This is a genomic window from Ectopseudomonas toyotomiensis (genome assembly GCF_017167985.1).
GTDB classification, from domain to species: Bacteria; Pseudomonadota; Gammaproteobacteria; order Pseudomonadales; family Pseudomonadaceae; genus Aquipseudomonas; species Aquipseudomonas toyotomiensis.
The window spans coordinates 3,205,529-3,221,751 of the sequence record NZ_CP070505.1 but is presented as its reverse complement, the minus strand read 5'-3'; the positions used below and the strand labels follow the sequence as shown (position 1 = coordinate 3,221,751).

Sequence of the window (16,223 nt, the reverse complement as noted above, 5' to 3'; positions counted from 1 at the left end):
GGAGCGAACGCCAAGTACCGCGCGGACAGTTCACGCGCGCGGCGCAAAACTACCGGAATGTGCGTGGCAGGGCAAACCTACGTTCGTCGGCGCAGCTGGCACTTGGCCACGTTTGCAGGCATTCTAGCCGGCCCGCGCGAGCGCAGGCATGCCCGCGCGTCTCAACGCTTAAAATAGCCCAGCACTGGCTGCAGGTTCACAGAACGTGTCGACTCCCTCATCCCTGCCTTCCTCCTCCCCGGGCGAGTCGCGCGCAGCATTGCGCCGTGCACTGGTGGTGCTGGTGCTGGCGATGCTGGGATTGCTGGCCTGGCAGCTGACTCAGGAATACCGCCAGTTGCTCGATAGTCAGAAGCAACTGAGCCAGGGTTACAGCGCCCAACTGGCCAAGCACCTGAGTCTGAACATGCGCCTCAAGGCGCAGGCGGGCCAGGCAATGCTGCAAAGCAGCCCAGCGCGCGCTGGCGACGGCAGCGAATTGGTTACGGCATTGCGCAGCATTTTCCCAACCGTCAACAGCGTGGCCTGGCTCGATGCCAACGGGCAGTTGCTGGCCGACAGCGCCAGCGAGTCGCGCGACCTCAGCTTCATTCGCAGCCAGCAGCAACGCAGCGGCGCGGCGCCCTATCACTTCGCTTTCAGCGCACTGGACGGCGGCGCGCTCTACCTGCTGCTGCGTCAGCCTGACGACAGTCACCGAGTATTGCGCATGCGCGTCAGTGCGTTGCGCGGCTGGCTGCGCGAGCAGCACCAGAGCGAGCACAACTGGTTGCTCGAAGATCTGCTCAGTCACCGCGTGATAGCGCGTGCCGATGACCTGCAACAGACTGGCGGCATCATCGCTCCGGTTACTGCGGCAGAACAGGCACAAAGCCTGGAACTGATCACCCTGCCCGGCAGCGACTGGCAACTGCGCGCCCTGTTCGATGCAGAACGCGCCGGCAACGAGCTGATGCCGACCCTGGCCGGCAAGTTCCTGCTGTTCGCGCTGTGCAGCCTGCTTACCCTGCTGGCCCTGTACGGCCTGCAACGCGAGCAGCGCAGCCTGCAGCGCCTGAATACCGAAACACGCCGCTCGCTGCGCCAGGCCGCCAGCGCGCTCGGAGCCGTCGAAGAACGCATTCTGGTGACCCAGGCCGATGGCAAGGTGCGCTACCTGAACCCGCAGGCCGAAGCGCTGTTCGGGGTTCCCAGCGACGTGGCCGGGGAACTCCATCTGCTTGATCTGTTGCCCGATCTCGACCCGCTGCTGCTCAACAGCCCACAACTGAGCAGCGATCTGGGACCGGAGCTGATCAGAGTCGAAAGCGAGGGGCGCGAGCGACTGTTCGCCGTGACCCGGAGCGATATCAGCGAAGTCGGGCGTCATGCCGGTTACGTCTGGGTGCTGCGCGATGTGACCGATGAGCAGCAGGCCATGCGCGTACTGCAGGAAACCCGCAGGCGCTATCAGGACATCTTCGACGGCACCGGTGTTGCCCTGTGCGTGCTCGACCTTTCCGGCCTGCGCAGCCTGTTGCTGCAGCACAAGTTGCGCGATGCGGCGGGTCTGCAGCGCTGGTTGCAGGCCGATGCCGAGCATCAGCAACTGCTGGTCGAGCAACTGCGCATTACCGAGGCCAACCAGGTGGCGCTCAACCTGCTCGGGGTGAAGTCCACCGAACAGGCCTGGCAGCAACTGATCGACAACGGTCCGGTACAGCCCGACGATCTGTGTTACCGCCTGGCCGTGGCCGTGCTCGAGGGCCCCAACCTGATGGAGCTGGAAACCCAGCTGGTCACCGCACAAGGCTTGCAGCGTCACGTCTGGCTGGTGCTGCGCCTGCCGGAAATGCTCCAGGACTATCAGGCCGTCACCTTGAGCATCAGCGACATCACCAGCCGCAAGCGCATCGAACTGTCGCTGATCGAGCGTGAGCGCTTCTGGTCCGAAGTGGTTCGCTCGGTCCCCGACCTGCTCTACGTGCATGACATGCAGAACCGGCAGGTGCTGTTCAGCAACCACAGCCTCGGATTGCAGCTGGGCTATAGCGTCAGCGAGCTCAAGGCGATGGCCGGAGACTTCTGGGAGCAGGTACTGCACCCGGACGACAGCGACTACTACTGGCGCATTCGCAACCTGCAGAAAGTAGTCGGCAACGGCCTGCTGCTCGAATCGGTGCTGCGCTGGCGTCACCGCAGTGGCCAATGGCACTGGTTCAGCATCCGTGAGCAGGCTCTGGCGCGTGATGAGCGCGGTCGCGTCAGCCGGCTGATCGGCGTGGCCAAGGACATCACCGAGCAGATCGAGCGCAACCAGTCGTTGCGCGACAGCGAGCAACGCTACCGCCTGCTGGCGGAAAGCATCAGCGACGTGATCGTCTCCACCGATGACAGCCTGGCCCTGAACTACGTCAGCCCGTCGGTGGAAGCCATGCTCGGCTACAACGCCGAATGGGTGACGGCCAACGGCCTGCAAGGCCTGGCGGCCAACCCGCAGCAGCTCGCCAGCCTGTACCTGCTGCTCGAGCGGATTCGCGATTCGCTCGGCGAGCGTGACCGCCTCGAGCGTCTGCGCGAGGAGCTGCCGGATCAGCTGTTCGTCTTCGACTGCCTGCGCGCCGACGGCCACAAGATACCGGTGGAACTGCGCCTGGTGCTGATGTGGGACGAGAACGGTCGCTTCGAAGGCATCCTCGGCGTTGGCCGCGACATCAGCCAGCAACGCCGCGCGGAAAAAGACCTGCGCATGGCCGCCACGGTATTCGAGCATTCCACCGCGGCGATTCTGGTGACCGACCCGGCCGGTTACATCGTTCAGGTCAACAAGGCCTTCAGCCGCGTCAGTGGTTATTCCGCCGGCCAGGTGCTCGACCAGCTTCCCGGCATGCTCACCGCCGACCGCCAGCAGGCGGCGCACCTGCAGTACATCCTCGGCCAACTCAACCAGCGCGGCAGTTGGGAAGGCGAAGTGTGGCTAAAGCGCAAGGGTGGGGAGAATTTCCCGGCCTGGGTCGGCATTACCGCGGTGCATGACGAGGAAGGCGACCTGGTCAGCTACGTGTGCTTCTTCAGCGACATCAGCGAGCGCAAGGCCAGCGAACAGCGCATCCATCGTCTGGCCTACTACGACGCCCTGACCCACCTGCCCAACCGCACTCTGTTCCAGGATCGCCTGCACAGTGCCCTGCAGCATGCGGATCGACATGACGAATGGGTGGTGCTGATGTTCCTCGACCTCGACCGTTTCAAACCGATCAACGATTCGCTCGGCCACGCCGCCGGCGACCGCATGCTCAAGGACGTGGCCGTGCGCCTGTCGGCCTGTGTCGACGGCGACGACACCGTGGCGCGCATGGGCGGCGACGAATTCACCCTGCTGCTGCAGCCGCGCGCCACCCGCGAGGGCGCATTGAATCGCGCCATTCATGTCGCCGAGCAGATTCTCTCCAGCCTGGCGCGCCCTTTCGTCCTCGAAGGCCGCGAATTCTTCGTCACCGCCAGTATCGGTATCGCCCTCGCCCCGCAGGACGGTAGCGAGCTGAGCCAACTGATGAAGAACGCCGACACCGCGATGTATCACGCCAAGGAACGCGGCAAGAACAACTTCCAGTTCTACCAGGCCGACATGAACGCCAGTGCCCTGGAGCGCCTGGAGCTGGAAAGCGATCTGCGCCACGCTCAGGAGCAGGGCCAGTTCGTCCTGCATTATCAGCCGCAGTTCTCCGGCGACGGCAATCGCCTGACCGGGGTCGAGGCGCTGTTGCGCTGGAGTCACCCGACACGCGGCCTGGTGCCACCGGATGAGTTCATCCCGGTGCTGGAGGAGCTCGGCCTGGTGGTGCAGGTCGGTGAATGGGTGCTGGAGGAAGCCTGCCGGCAGCTCAAGGCCTGGCACGAGGAAAAGATCCGCATCCCCAAGATTTCGGTCAATCTGTCGGCCCGGCAGTTCGCCGAAGGCGATCTGAGCGCACGCATCGCCGCCATTCTGGCCAGAACCGGAGTAGCCCCGGCCTGCCTGGAGCTGGAGCTGACCGAAAGCATACTGATGCGTGACGTCGCCAGCGCGATGCAGACCCTCGGCAACCTCAAGCGTTTGGGCCTGTGCATTGCCGTGGATGATTTCGGCACCGGCTACTCGTCGCTGAACTACCTCAAGCAGTTCCCCATCGACGTTTTGAAGATCGACCGCAGCTTCGTCGACGGCCTACCCGATGGTGAGCAAGATGCACAGATCGCCCGCGCCATCATCGCCATGGCGCACAGCCTGAACATGATGGTGATCGCCGAGGGTGTGGAGAGCCAGGCCCAACTGGACTTCCTTCGTGAACACGACTGCGACGAAGTACAGGGCTTCCTGCTGGGCAGGCCCATGCCTGCACGTCAGCTCACTGCCCAGTTCAGCGGCGCAGCGCTGTTCATCCTCAATTGACGAGCGAGCCCTAGGTCCAACTCAGCATGAAGGCCATTTGTCAGGCTCATGACCGACCTTCATATGCCTGAATGCGACCTTTGCGGTAGAATCCGCCCCCTCTTTCTACCGCCCAGCTGATTTCAGGGGACCGCCATGTTCAGCCGTGATTTGACCCTCGCTCGTTATGACGCCGAACTCTTTGCCGCGATGGAGCAGGAAGCCCAGCGCCAGGAAGAGCACATTGAGCTGATCGCCTCGGAAAACTACACCAGCCCGGCGGTGATGGAAGCCCAGGGCAGCGTGCTGACCAACAAGTATGCCGAAGGCTATCCGGGCAAGCGTTACTACGGTGGTTGTGAGTACGTCGACGTGGTCGAGCAACTCGCCATCGACCGCGCCAAGGAGCTGTTCGGCGCCGACTACGCCAACGTCCAGCCGCACTCCGGCAGCCAGGCCAACAGCGCCGTATACATGGCCCTGCTCAACGCCGGCGACACCGTGCTGGGCATGAGCCTGGCCCACGGCGGCCACCTGACCCACGGCGCCAGCGTCAGCTTCTCCGGCAAGATCTACAACGCCGTGCAGTACGGCATCAACGACCAGGGCCTGATCGACTACGACGAAGTCGAGCGCCTGGCCGTTGAACATAAACCGAAGATGATCATCGCCGGCTTCAGCGCCTACTCGCAGGTACTGGACTTCCCGCGCTTCCGCGCCATCGCCGACAAGGTCGGTGCCTACCTGTTCGTCGACATGGCCCACGTGGCCGGCCTGGTCGCCGCGGGTCTGTACCCGAATCCGGTGCCGTTCGCCGACGTGGTTACCACCACCACGCACAAGACCCTGCGCGGCCCGCGCGGTGGCCTGATCCTGGCGCGCAAGAACGAAGAGCTGGAGAAGAAATTCAACTCCGCGGTATTCCCGGGCGGCCAGGGCGGCCCGCTGGAGCACGTTATCGCCGCCAAGGCGGTGTGCTTCAAGGAAGCGCTGCAGCCTGAGTTCAAGGCTTACCAGGCGCAGGTGATCAAGAACGCCCAGACCATGGCCCAGGTGTTCATCGACAACGGTTACGACGTGGTCTCCGGCGGCACCGAGAACCACCTGTTCCTGCTCTCGCTGATCAAGCAGGACATTACCGGCAAGGATGCTGACGCTGCCCTGGGCCGCGCCTTCATCACCGTCAACAAGAACAGCGTACCGAACGATCCGCGTTCGCCGTTCGTCACCTCCGGCCTGCGTATCGGCACCCCTGCCGTCACCACTCGCGGCTTCAAGGAAGACGAGTGCCGTCAACTGGCAGGCTGGATCTGCGACGTACTGGCCAACATCGGCAATGATGAAGTCGAAGGCCGCGTGCGTGAGCAGGTCAAGGCGCTGTGCGCGAAGTTCCCGGTCTATGCCAACTAAGAACCTATTCACGATCTAGCGAGCTAGAGCGATACAAGGCAAAAACAAGCGAGGAAGCGGAGTTTACAAGTGGCAAATGAGCATTCCGAGCTTGTTTTTAACGCAGTAGCGCCGACGCGCAGCAGATCGTGAACAGGTTCTAAGGCTCAGCCTGAAACAAAGAAGCCCGCCGATTGGCGGGCTTCTTTTTGCCTTCAATTTGCCTCAGGCCGGCTGTTTTACGTAGCGCGCCAGTTGCGCGTCACGGCTCATCACCTCGAGCGTGGCTGCCAGCACCTGCTCACTGGTAGCCTCGGCTTTGCTGAAGATGCTGCCGAAGTTGTCGTGAGTGACCTTGGCGAAGTGCGCACGATCCTGAGCCTCCACACCCAGCAAGGTGGCGTAGGCGTCCAGCGCTTCGCCCTGGCCCATGGCCATGTCTTCGGCAATCGAATCGAGCATGCCATTCATCGCCAGCATGGAGCGGCCGTTGTAGCCCAGCGCACCACTGGTGTCGCAACCGTTGGTACCGGAGGTCATGCCGAAGGTGGCATTACCCGAGGTGCCATTGGTGGTGGTGGCCAAGAAGTGCGGGGCCATGCCACGCTGCCCTTCGAACAGCATGTTGCCCCAGCCGCAGCCATTGCCGCCCGCAGCGTCGGCAAATGCGCCAACACTGGCCATGCTCAACAGGCCGAAGACCAAACCTTTGCCTAGCAGTCGCTTGCTCATGTCTATCGCTCCGCAATATCGAGTAATAAAAACTACACAAGGAGCTTTGGCGAGACTTGGCCACCTGTCAAACTCATGCGTCTCGGTTGCATCCTGCGACACAGGGACGAAGCACGGGGCCGTCAGCCTTGGCTATAGTGATGTAAATCCTTCAGGAGTATGGGCATGAGTGAATCAGCCAACGAGCGTCGGCGCTTTCAGCGCATTGCCTTCGACGCCCCCACCGTCATCGCTCAGGGTGAGCGGCAATGGTCGGCAGCTCTGCACGATATCTCTCTCAAGGGCCTGCTGATCAAGACCCCTCGTGATTGGAACGGGGACCCGAACCAGCCCTTCGAAGCCCTTATCGAACTGGGGGACGAAGCCAAGGTGAAGATGGAAGTGGTACTGACGCGCGCCCAGCCGCAGTCTCTCGGTTTCGTCTGCCGCCATATCGATCTGGAGTCCATCAGCCACCTGCGCCGCCTGGTCGAACTCAACCTCGGCGATGAACAGCTGCTGGAGCGCGAACTGGCGGCATTGGGCGAAGACGACTAGGTTCTATACGAAAAGTCGTCGAGCGAAGGTCAGGCGAGGCAAAAACCGGTGAGGAAGCGCAGTTTACGAGTGGTAAATGAGCATTCCGAACCGGTTTTTAACGAAGCATCACCGAGCGCAGACACTTTTCGTACAGAGCCTAGCAGTCAGTGGCGCAAGCAGGCAGCCTCTGCCTGTTCACGACGCTGGCGACGCGCCTGAATACGCTGCGCCTGGCGGCGTGCATCGCGCGACTCGATGGCCTTGGCGTCGAAGTTGAAAGCCCGGGAAAAGAAATCGAAGAACAGAAACATGATGGAGTCTCCTTCAGTGGATACGCCTTCATGCTGCGCGCCGATAGCCTGCTACCTATTGACCTCGGTCAATTTTCGCCGGTGCCTGATCGCGGCAGAACGCCGCAGTCCAGTAGCGCGGATGAAATCCGGTAAGAACAGCACCACAAAAGCCTCGGATTGCATCCGGGTTACGCCCTCCTCTATTCGAACAGCGCATCCAGCGCCTGCTCCAGGCGCGTAACGGCGACGATCTGCAGCCCAGGCGGCGCCTCCTTGGGCGCATTGCCCTTGGGCACGATGGCGCGCTTGAAGCCGTGCTTGGCCGCCTCCTTCAAACGCTCCTGACCACTCGGCACCGGACGAATCTCGCCGGACAGGCCGATCTCGCCGAACACCAGCAAGTCGTGCTGCAACGGCCGGTTGCGCAGACTGGAGATCACCGCCGCCATCAGCGCCAGGTCGGACGCCGTTTCCAGCACCTTGACCCCACCAACCACATTGAGAAACACGTCCTGGTCATAGGTCGGAATGCCTCCGTGGCGGTGCAGTACCGCCAGCAGCATGGCCAGGCGGTTCTGATCCAGGCCCAGGGTGACGCGACGCGGGTTGCCCAGATGACTGGTGTCGACCAGCGCCTGCACCTCCACCAGCATCGGTCGCGAGCCTTCCCAGGTGGCCATCACCACACTGCCGGGCACCGCCTCCTGCGCGCGGGTGAGGAAGATCGCCGAGGGGTTGGAGACTTCCTTGAGGCCCTTGTCGGTCATGCCGAATACGCCCAGTTCGTTGACCGCGCCGAAACGGTTCTTCACCGCCCGTAGCAGGCGCAAGCGACCGTCGGACTCGCCCTCGAAATACAGCACGGTGTCGACCATGTGCTCCAGCACGCGCGGGCCGGCCAACGCGCCTTCCTTGGTGACGTGGCCGACGAGAAAGATCGCCGTGCCGCTCTGCTTGGCGAAGCGCACCAGCAGCGCCGCACTCTCGCGCACCTGAGCGACGCCGCCGGGGGCAGACTGCAATTGCTCGGTGAAAATGGTCTGGATCGAGTCGATGACCATGACCTTGGGCTTTTCCTGGCGCACGGTGGCGATGATCGATTCGATGCAGGTTTCGGTCATTACCTTGAGCTTGTCCTGCGGCAGATCCAGCCGCCGCGCGCGCATGGCCACCTGCTGCTGCGATTCCTCGCCAGTGACGTAGAGGGCGGGAAAACGCGTGGCGATATTGCAAAGGGTCTGCAGCAAAATGGTCGACTTGCCGATGCCTGGGTCGCCACCGATCAGCACCACCGAACCGTCCACCAGACCGCCACCGAGCACCCGATCCAGCTCGCCGGAGGCGGTGGAAAAACGCGGGATTTCCTCGACACTGACTTCAGCCAGGGTCTTGATATTGGCCTTGTCGCCGGCCCAGCCAGTGCGCCCGCTGGGCGTGGCGCCCTCGACCACGGTTTCGACCAAGGTATTCCAGGCGCCGCATTCACCACACTGCCCTGCCCATTTGGGAAAGGTGGCGCCGCACTCGGTGCAGCCGTACATGCGTTTTGCCTTGGCCATTGCGATCAATCCTGCCGCTGAACGAAGGCTGGAACGATACCGAACAACTGGATAAATTTACAGACCACAGCCACTTTTCCCGGAATGCACATATGCAGATCCAACTGCTACCCACCAGTGCCGAACAGCTGCCGCTACTGGCCAACCTCTACCAGTTCTACGCCTACGAAAGCTCGGACTGGGAGCAAGAAGACGTGGAGACGGACGGTCGCTTCTACATCCACCACCCCCACCTGGAGCGCTATTGGCAGGAGCCGGACTGGAGTGCGCAACTGATACTGGCCGATGGCTTCATTGCCGGTTTCCTGCTGATCGAACAGAGCGAGTTACCCGGTCTTGATGTGCCGGAGTTCGCCGACCTGTTCATCCTGAAAAAGTATCGTCGCCAGGGCATCGGTCGCGCCCTGGTACAGCAGGTGATGGGCGACGGCAGGCCCTGGCTGCTGCGTTTCTACCGTCAGGATGAGTTGGCCTGTGCCTTCTGGCAGCAGCTGTTGAGCGAATGGCCCAGACCGGCACGCGCGGTGTGGACGAAAGAAGAGGCGGACGGGCTGCTCACTTATCTGATCAACCCGCCCGTACATTAAGGCCTTTCTGCTCCGATGGCGAAGTCAAGATGAGATCCGGGAAGGCCGGTGCGCGCGGCGCACCCTACCGGTAGCGATCTCGTAGGGTGCGCCGTGCCTGCCGCATTTTACGGGCATCAACCTCGACAGCCATTGCCACAACCGCAGCACTGCCCCGCCGCGCGTTTGAGCTGGCGCGCCAGTTCGTCCTTCATTGCCACGCGGTTGAGTTTCAGCGCACTGAGGGTGACGTCATCGAGCAACTCGATACCGTCCTCGATACGGCAGATGCGCTTGTCCAGCGCTTCGTATTCTTCGGCCCGGCGAGAGAACTGTTCATCGCTCTGCCGCAGACGCTGCAGTTCGTTGCGCAGTTCGGGAAAATCATGAACCAGCGGATGGTGGTCGACGTGCATGAGGAAGCCTCTGACAGGGAAGATAGTTCCAGCCTAGCGCTGCACGTCGACCGTTCATTTGATCCGGGTCAAGCACTGCCCGCCTTGCGCAGCAGATCGGCGATCTCGTCCTTGAGGCCCACACGCTGCAGTTTGAGCCCCTGCAAGGTCAGGTCGTCGACAGCCTCGCGACCGTCCTCTATTTCGTAGATGCGCTTGTCCAGCGCTTCATATTCGCCAGCCAGGCGAGGGAAGTGCGGATGACTTTGCATCAGCTTGCGCATGACGTCGCCTTGCTGAGGGAATTCGCGGGTCAACGGGTGATGTTCAAGCGGCATGGAGGACCTCCCCAGATAGTGTTCCTTTAGCCTAGTCGAAGCTGGGCTACGTGCAGCCAGTGAACTATCGGCAGACAAGACGTCAGGCAGCGAACTGCAACCGCGCCAGCATCAGGACATGAAATGTTGCAGCTTTTCTGCTTTTTCCACTGCGCTTGCGCTAAATTGACCGACCCTTAGCAACTTATCCCTCTACATGACACTCCTGATAGCGTTCGCTGTCCTCTCCATTCTGGTTTCGTTCATCTGTTCCATCCTCGAAGCCGCTCTGCTCTCCCTCACGCCCAGTTACATCGCTCAGCAGAAGGTCGCAAAACCGCAGCTGTACGAAAGGCTGAAGGAGCTCAAAGACAAGATCGACCAGCCGCTGGCGGCCATCCTGACCCTCAACACCGTGGCGCATACCGTTGGTGCTACCGGCGTTGGTGCGCAGGTGGCGATCGTCTTCGGTGACGGTTACCTGGGTATCGCCTCAGCGGTCATGACCCTGCTGATCCTGGTGCTTTCGGAGATTCTGCCGAAGACCATCGGTGCCCGTTACTGGCGTGCCCTGGCGCCTATCCTGCCCAGCCTGCTGCGGGCGATGATCCTGCTGCTCAAGCCGTTCATCGTCATGTCGGACCTGATCATGCGTCTGTTCGGCGGCAAGGAGCCGGAGCACGACATTCGCCAGGAGATCAAGGCGCTAACCCTGCTTGGCCGCGAAGTGGGCAAGCTCGACGAAGACGAGCAGCGGGTGATCAGCAACATCCTCGATCTGCACGAGATCCGTCTGCGCGACATCATGACCCCGCGCATCGTCTGCGAATCCGCCGCACCGGATGAATCGATCGCTGCGTTCAAGGCACGTGCCCGCGAGAGCCAGTTCTCCCGTTACCCGGTGATTGGCGAGGACGAGTCGCCGCTGGGCGTGGTGTTCCGTTATGACGCCCTGGCGGCCGAGAACGATGGCGAACCGATCACCCAGATCATGAAGCCGCTCAAGGTCGTGCCGGACAGCATGAACGTGGAAAACCTGATGACCCTGCTCATGCAGGAGCGTCAGCACATGTGTCTGGTGTACGACGAGTTCGGTAGCTGGCACGGCCTGGTGACGCTGGAAGACATCATGGAAACCATCATCGGCAAGCCGATTCTCGACGAGACCGACGATATCCCCAACATGCGCCGCTTCGCCAAGCGCCGTTGGGAACATCGACTCAAGGCAATCCGCGAAGACTGATCACCAGTAATTCTCCACCGCCACCTGACCCGGCCGCCGGGTCAGGCTCAGATTCAGGCCGCGCACCTTCAGACGCTGACGAATGTCGTCGATCATCTGCGGGTTGCCGCAGATCATCACTCGCGAATATTCAGGCGTCAGCTCGAGCCCGGCGGCGCGCTCCAGCTCACCCTTGTCGAGTAGCTCGGTGATACGTGCATTCAGCCAGCCCGGCGCTTGCTCGCGAGTGACCACCGGCAGGTAGGTGAGCTTGTGAGCGAATTCGGCCAGGTGTTCCAACTCGGCGAAACTCCGGATCAGCGGCTGATAAGCCAGCTCGGCGAAGCTGCGCGCGCTGTACACCAGCACGATACGCTCGAAGCGCTGCCACACCTCGAAGTCCTGCAGGATCGACAAGAACGGCGCGATGCCAGTGCCACTGCCGAGCAACCAGAGGTCGCGGCCATCGACGAAACGATCCAGGGTCAGAAAGCCGGTCGCCATCTTCTCCACCAGCAAGCTGTCGCCAACGCGCAGTCTGCTCAACTCGCTGGTGAACTCGCCGCCCGGCACCACGATGGAGAAGAACTCGAGGAACTCATCATGCGGCGCGGACACCAGCGAGTAGGCGCGCCAAACCACGCTGCCATCGGCTTTCTCGACACCCAGGCGTACGAACTGCCCGGCGCGAAAACGAAAGCCCGCATCCCGCGTGGTGCGCAGGGTGAACAGGCTCGGGGTCAGGCTGTGTACCTCAAGCAGCGTCTGACGGGTGAACTTGTCCTCGCTGACAGTCATAATCTCCCCCCTTCATTGAATACCCGTCCAGTCTGGCGCAATCGGCCAGCGACAAACACCGAAGGTTTGCATGCCTACTCTCGACACCCCCTTCGCCAGCCTCGAACTGCAGCGTCAGCCGCACCAGGCGAATGAGCCGCTCCAAGCCTTCGATGCCGCCGACGAATACCTGCTGGGTCATCTTCATGAGCAAGGTATCGAGGCAGGCAGCCGCGTGCTGCTACTCAACGACAACTTCGGCGCCCTCGCCTGCTCGCTGGCCGGACACTGCCAGGTGACCAGCAGCGGTGATTCGCACCTGGGCTTTCTCGCCCTGCAGAAGAACCTCGCCAGCAATGGCCTGAGTGGCGACGCAGCAACCTTTCTGCCGAGCTGCGAAACACCGCAAGGGCCGTTCGACTGGGTGCTGATTCGTGTGCCCAAGACCCTGGCACTGCTGGAGGAGCAACTGATTCGCCTGCATGGCCAGTTGGCGCCAAATGCCCGCGTGGTCGCTGGGGCGATGATCAAGCACCTGCCGCGCGCCGCCGGTGATCTGCTGGAGCAATACATCGGCCCGGTGCAGGCCTCGCTGGCAGTGAAGAAAGCCCGCCTGCTGGTCGCCACGCCTGAAACCAAGGCAACACCGCACTCACCCTACCCGACCCGCTACCGCCTGGATAAACCGGCGCTGGAGCTGGTCAATCACGCCAACGTATTCTGTCGCGACGGCCTGGATATAGGTACCCGCGCCTTTCTTCCGCATCTGCCACGTCATCTCGGGCGCGTGCGCGTCGCCGATCTCGGTTGTGGCAATGGCGTGCTCGGCATCGCCTACGCCCTGGGCAGCCCGCAAGCGGAACTGACGCTGGTGGACGAGTCCTATATGGCCGTGCAATCGGCGCAGGAAAACTGGCGGGCGGCCCTCGGTGATCGACCTGTAACGATCCGTGCTGGCGACGGCCTGGCCGAGCAGCCGGCTGACTCGCTGGATCTGGTGCTGTGCAACCCGCCCTTCCACCAGCAGCAGGTGGTCGGTGATTTTCTCGCCTGGCGCATGTTCCAGCAGGCCCGCGCGGCGTTGGTCACCGGCGGCGAACTGTGGATCGTCGGCAACCGCCACCTGGGCTACCACGCCAAGCTGGGGCGGCTGTTCCGTGGTGTCGAGCAGGTCGCGGCCAACCCGAAGTTCGTGGTGCTCAGGGCAAGAAAATAGGCCCCTACAAGGTCAGGGTGAACCGCGACAGCAAGGCGCCCGGCAAGGCCATCGAGCCTGACTGCCTGGCGCCGTAGGTGCCGCCTGGCAACAGCAGCTCCGGTTCGCGGGTCAGCGCCTCCAGTTGCGGGCCGAGGAAGTCGAACAGCGAGTCGTCGAAACGCATGGTGTTCAGCGGCGCCTGGATCTGCCCATCCTCGACCCAGAACGTGGCGAAGCGGGTCATGCCGGTCAGGCGCGCGGCGGGCAGGTCGGAGAAATTGCCGTACCACAGGTTGCCGATATACAGGCCGGTGCCAAGGCGTTGCAGCACGTCGGGCTCGTCCAACTCACCGCCTCGCATGTGCAAGGACAGCGGATATTCGCCACTGCATGCACCATTGGCGATCAACCCGTACTCGGCGGCACTGCGCGAGCTGACCAGGCGCTCACCAGCTCGCCCCTGGCTGATCAGGCGCAGCGGCTGGCGTGGCCCTTCGGAGGTGAAAGCCGGCGCCAAGCCACCCTCGATGCGTTCGTCGATCGTGAGCAACGGGCTGAGTTCGGCCTTGCCATTGAACAGACGCTGCAAGGGACTACCACCCGACGCCAGTGCCTGGGCGCCGAAGCCCCAGCAGCACAGGCTGACCAGTTCCTCCAGCGCAGCCGGCGTCAGATAGGCGCGATAGGCACCCGGCTGCAGCGCCTTGGCCGGACGCCCGAGAAACGCCAGTTGCTGTCGCGCGCCATCGAGTTTGCGAGCGAACGCCTGGGCGTCCCATTGCTCGCCGGCATAGGTGCTTTTCACGGCCTGGCCGTTGTCGTGGAACAGGCTGAACTCGAAATTGAAACTGCTCGCGGCGTACCAGCCGAAGGCGCCCCAGGAACTGGCGAAACCCTGGTACTGCGGCCCCACGGCCAGAAAGCCGACCAGGTCGAGGCCAGCAGCCGCAGCGACGATCTGCTGCGCCATGGCCGCGCTATCCAGGAGCGCCGCCTCGCCCGCCAACTCGCTGCGCCAGGCCTCACGATTCAAGCGCAGATAAGGGTCGTCACTCAAGGTTGGCAGCACGCCTCGCAGGCGCAGCACTATCTGCTGCAGGCGCGGCAAATCCTCATTGAGCACGCCACTGAGCGCCAGTTTGCTTTCGGCGTGGCGCTGGCCCTGGTACAGCGACAGGGTGACGTAGATCTGCTGCACATCGCCGGCCTGACGCACCTGGCCCTGGTTGAAACGGATAAAGCTGGAAACCTCAGCGCCGTAGGCCAGGGTGAAGCCCTCCTCGCCCACGACCTGCGCCTGCAGGTGCTCCAGCAACGCGCTGAAATGCTGACGTGCATCCATCAGGCAGCCCCTCCGAAAACGTCTATATCGGCGAAGACGCAGGCCGGCGAGGCATGCCCGACACGGATCACCTGGTTGGGTTCGCCCTTGCCGCAATAGGGCGTGCCCATCACCTCGAAGGTGCAGGCGTCACCTACCGCGTGCAGGTTGCGCCAGAACCGCGAGCTGATGCCGCGGTAATTGGGGTTCTTCACCACGCCCTTGAGTTCGCCGTTTTCGATCAACTGGCCCCATTCGCAGCCGAACTGGAATTTGTTGCGCGCATCGTCGATCGACCAGGAGCGGTTGTTGCTCATCAGGATGCCGCGCTCGATGCCGCCGATCAGCTCGGCCTGAGTCCTGTCACCCGGCTCCAGATTGAGATTGGCCATGCGGTCGATGGGCGGCCGGTTCCAGCTGCAGGCGCGGCTGTTGGCCACACCCGGCAGGCCGCTACGCCATTGCGACAGCGCGCCGCCGAGCGGACGCTGGAGAATGCCATCGCAGATCAGGTAGTGGCGCTGCGCCGGGCTGCCGTCGTCATCATGGCTATAGCTGGCCAGCTCGCCTGGCACGCCCGGATCGAAGGTCACGTTGAGCAGCGATGAGCCGTATGGGTAATGGCCGAAATCTTCCTGGCGAATGAAACTGGTGCCGGCGAAGTTGCGCTCGTCACCGAGGATGCGGTCCAGCTCCAGCGGATGACCGATGGACTCGTGGATCTGCAGGATCATCTGGTCCGGCATCAGCAAAAGGTCGCGCGAACCGTTCGGGGTGTTAGGCGCCAGCAGCAGCTGCAATGCCTCGTCGGCAATGTGCGCGGCGCTGCCGATCACGCCCAACTGCTGCAGTACTTCGGCACCGCCCTGGCGCGCCAGATGGGTGCCGCCGAAACTGCGGCTCTGGCTGTCGCCGTCATCGCTGGCGGTGACACCTACCTGCGGAAAGACGTAACGCTGGGCACGACGCAGGCAGGCGCCAGCGCTGTTGAGGTAGATCTGCTCATGGCAGGTGAAGGTCAGGCCAACATGGCTGTCGACCAGACGCGCATCCTGGGGAATCAGCGCCGACTCCGCCATCAGCAGCTCGAACCAGTGAGCGGCGCCCGCCAGCGGCTGCGCGTAACTTGGCATCACATCGTCGCTTTGCTCAGTGGGGTACGACAGGCTGGCGAGATCCAGCAGGTTATGTCCGACCATGGCACGGGCCATCAGCTCGGCGCGCTCCAGCGCAGCCTGCAAGCCGGCCTGGCTGAGATCGCTGGTGGCCGCATAGGCTTCGACACCGGCGATGCGCACGGTGAGCATGGCGCCGGCATCGTCGAGGAAGGAAGGCGCCTGCGCCACGCGCCGCCGCACCCAATAGGATTCCCGGCTTTCCTGCACATGGCGCAGCGACCAGAAATCAGCGCTGGATTTCAGCGCGGCGAAGCGGCGCTGCAGGGTATCGCTGAGGGCGAACATCGGGCCTCCTTGGCTGGCGACGAAAGGAGGCCAGTATGGGAACAAGCACGCGCCGGGATCAACCGCCGACCGGCAAGCAAAA

At 62.7% G+C, this 16,223-nt stretch carries 14 protein-coding genes; 6 read left to right on the top strand and 8 right to left on the bottom strand.

Features of this window, described 5'->3' with window-relative positions; all coding sequences use genetic code 11:
- Window positions 1-205 precede the first annotated feature (205 nt).
- Window positions 206-4,411 carry a sensor domain-containing protein gene (locus tag JWV26_RS14735; protein WP_420890272.1) on the top strand — a complete coding sequence of 1,402 codons (4,206 nt, stop codon included), beginning with the start codon at window positions 206-208 and terminating at the stop codon, window positions 4,409-4,411.
- Window positions 4,412-4,546: 135 nt separating this feature from the next.
- On the top strand, window positions 4,547-5,800 hold the full coding sequence (gene glyA, locus JWV26_RS14730) for a serine hydroxymethyltransferase (protein WP_021487979.1): 1,254 nt from the start codon (window positions 4,547-4,549) through the stop codon (window positions 5,798-5,800).
- A gap of 204 nt (window positions 5,801-6,004) precedes the next feature.
- Here glyA and JWV26_RS14725 read toward each other — a convergent pair whose 3' ends face one another.
- Entirely contained in the window at window positions 6,005-6,511 is a 507-nt protein-coding gene (locus JWV26_RS14725) for a DUF3015 domain-containing protein (protein ID WP_206417187.1), read from the bottom strand.
- Between the two features lie 165 nt (window positions 6,512-6,676).
- Here JWV26_RS14725 and JWV26_RS14720 point away from each other — a divergent pair, with 165 nt between their 5' ends.
- Window positions 6,677-7,048, top strand: a complete 372-nt coding sequence (locus JWV26_RS14720; protein ID WP_079784629.1) for a PilZ domain-containing protein — start codon at window positions 6,677-6,679, stop codon at window positions 7,046-7,048.
- Between the two features lie 146 nt (window positions 7,049-7,194).
- Here JWV26_RS14720 and JWV26_RS14715 read toward each other — a convergent pair whose 3' ends face one another.
- Window positions 7,195-7,341, bottom strand: a complete 147-nt coding sequence (locus JWV26_RS14715) for a hypothetical protein (protein ID WP_017678812.1) — start codon at window positions 7,339-7,341, stop codon at window positions 7,195-7,197.
- Between the two features lie 182 nt (window positions 7,342-7,523).
- Window positions 7,524-8,882, bottom strand: a complete 1,359-nt coding sequence (gene radA, locus JWV26_RS14710; protein WP_017678811.1) for a DNA repair protein RadA — start codon at window positions 8,880-8,882, stop codon at window positions 7,524-7,526.
- 92 nt (window positions 8,883-8,974) lie between these two features.
- Between radA and JWV26_RS14705 the strand changes: the two genes are divergently transcribed.
- The gene (locus JWV26_RS14705) at window positions 8,975-9,469 is read left to right on the top strand and encodes a GNAT family N-acetyltransferase (protein WP_206417186.1); all 495 of its coding nucleotides are present in this window, start codon (window positions 8,975-8,977) and stop codon (window positions 9,467-9,469) included.
- Between the two features lie 116 nt (window positions 9,470-9,585).
- Here JWV26_RS14705 and JWV26_RS14700 read toward each other — a convergent pair whose 3' ends face one another.
- Together JWV26_RS14700 and JWV26_RS14695 are read right to left on the bottom strand one after the other, a co-directional pair.
- Window positions 9,586-9,864, bottom strand: coding sequence for an HP1242/YdcH family protein (locus JWV26_RS14700; protein ID WP_206417185.1), 279 nt, complete (start codon window positions 9,862-9,864; stop codon window positions 9,586-9,588).
- A 68-nt stretch (window positions 9,865-9,932) separates the two neighbouring features.
- Window positions 9,933-10,181, bottom strand: a complete 249-nt coding sequence (locus JWV26_RS14695; protein WP_017678808.1) for an HP1242/YdcH family protein — start codon at window positions 10,179-10,181, stop codon at window positions 9,933-9,935.
- 196 nt (window positions 10,182-10,377) lie between these two features.
- Here JWV26_RS14695 and JWV26_RS14690 point away from each other — a divergent pair, with 196 nt between their 5' ends.
- Window positions 10,378-11,403 carry a CNNM domain-containing protein gene (locus JWV26_RS14690; RefSeq protein ID WP_074913914.1) on the top strand — a complete coding sequence of 342 codons (1,026 nt, stop codon included), beginning with the start codon at window positions 10,378-10,380 and terminating at the stop codon, window positions 11,401-11,403.
- Here the strand turns inward: JWV26_RS14690 and JWV26_RS14685 are convergent, their stop codons facing one another.
- A complete protein-coding gene (locus JWV26_RS14685) occupies window positions 11,404-12,180 on the bottom strand; it encodes a ferredoxin--NADP reductase (RefSeq protein ID WP_206417184.1) in 777 nt (258 codons plus the stop codon).
- Window positions 12,181-12,250: 70 nt separating this feature from the next.
- On the opposite strand from JWV26_RS14685, the gene JWV26_RS14680 reads away from it, so the two are divergent.
- On the top strand, window positions 12,251-13,375 hold the full coding sequence (locus JWV26_RS14680; RefSeq protein ID WP_206417183.1) for a methyltransferase: 1,125 nt from the start codon (window positions 12,251-12,253) through the stop codon (window positions 13,373-13,375).
- Window positions 13,376-13,379: 4 nt separating this feature from the next.
- Here the strand turns inward: JWV26_RS14680 and JWV26_RS14675 are convergent, their stop codons facing one another.
- Window positions 13,380-14,699, bottom strand: a complete 1,320-nt coding sequence (locus JWV26_RS14675; protein ID WP_206417182.1) for a TldD/PmbA family protein — start codon at window positions 14,697-14,699, stop codon at window positions 13,380-13,382.
- A complete protein-coding gene (locus JWV26_RS14670) occupies window positions 14,699-16,141 on the bottom strand; it encodes a TldD/PmbA family protein (protein WP_206417181.1) in 1,443 nt (480 codons plus the stop codon). The genes JWV26_RS14675 and JWV26_RS14670 overlap by 1 nt, the downstream gene beginning before the upstream one ends.
- Window positions 16,142-16,223: the final 82 nt, after the last annotated feature.

Coding starts and splice junctions, on each gene's coding strand:
- glyA (WP_021487979.1), top strand. CDS start 4,547: ATGTTCAGCCGTGATTTGACCCTCGCTCGTTATGACGCCGAACTCTTT.
- JWV26_RS14725 (WP_206417187.1), bottom strand. CDS start 6,511: ATGAGCAAGCGACTGCTAGGCAAAGGTTTGGTCTTCGGCCTGTTGAGC.
- JWV26_RS14720 (WP_079784629.1), top strand. CDS start 6,677: ATGAGTGAATCAGCCAACGAGCGTCGGCGCTTTCAGCGCATTGCCTTC.
- JWV26_RS14715 (WP_017678812.1), bottom strand. CDS start 7,341: ATGTTTCTGTTCTTCGATTTCTTTTCCCGGGCTTTCAACTTCGACGCC.
- radA (WP_017678811.1), bottom strand. CDS start 8,882: ATGGCCAAGGCAAAACGCATGTACGGCTGCACCGAGTGCGGCGCCACC.
- JWV26_RS14705 (WP_206417186.1), top strand. CDS start 8,975: ATGCAGATCCAACTGCTACCCACCAGTGCCGAACAGCTGCCGCTACTG.
- JWV26_RS14700 (WP_206417185.1), bottom strand. CDS start 9,864: ATGCACGTCGACCACCATCCGCTGGTTCATGATTTTCCCGAACTGCGC.
- JWV26_RS14695 (WP_017678808.1), bottom strand. CDS start 10,181: ATGCCGCTTGAACATCACCCGTTGACCCGCGAATTCCCTCAGCAAGGC.
- JWV26_RS14690 (WP_074913914.1), top strand. CDS start 10,378: ATGACACTCCTGATAGCGTTCGCTGTCCTCTCCATTCTGGTTTCGTTC.
- JWV26_RS14685 (WP_206417184.1), bottom strand. CDS start 12,180: ATGACTGTCAGCGAGGACAAGTTCACCCGTCAGACGCTGCTTGAGGTA.
- JWV26_RS14680 (WP_206417183.1), top strand. CDS start 12,251: ATGCCTACTCTCGACACCCCCTTCGCCAGCCTCGAACTGCAGCGTCAG.
- JWV26_RS14675 (WP_206417182.1), bottom strand. CDS start 14,699: ATGGATGCACGTCAGCATTTCAGCGCGTTGCTGGAGCACCTGCAGGCG.
- JWV26_RS14670 (WP_206417181.1), bottom strand. CDS start 16,141: ATGTTCGCCCTCAGCGATACCCTGCAGCGCCGCTTCGCCGCGCTGAAA.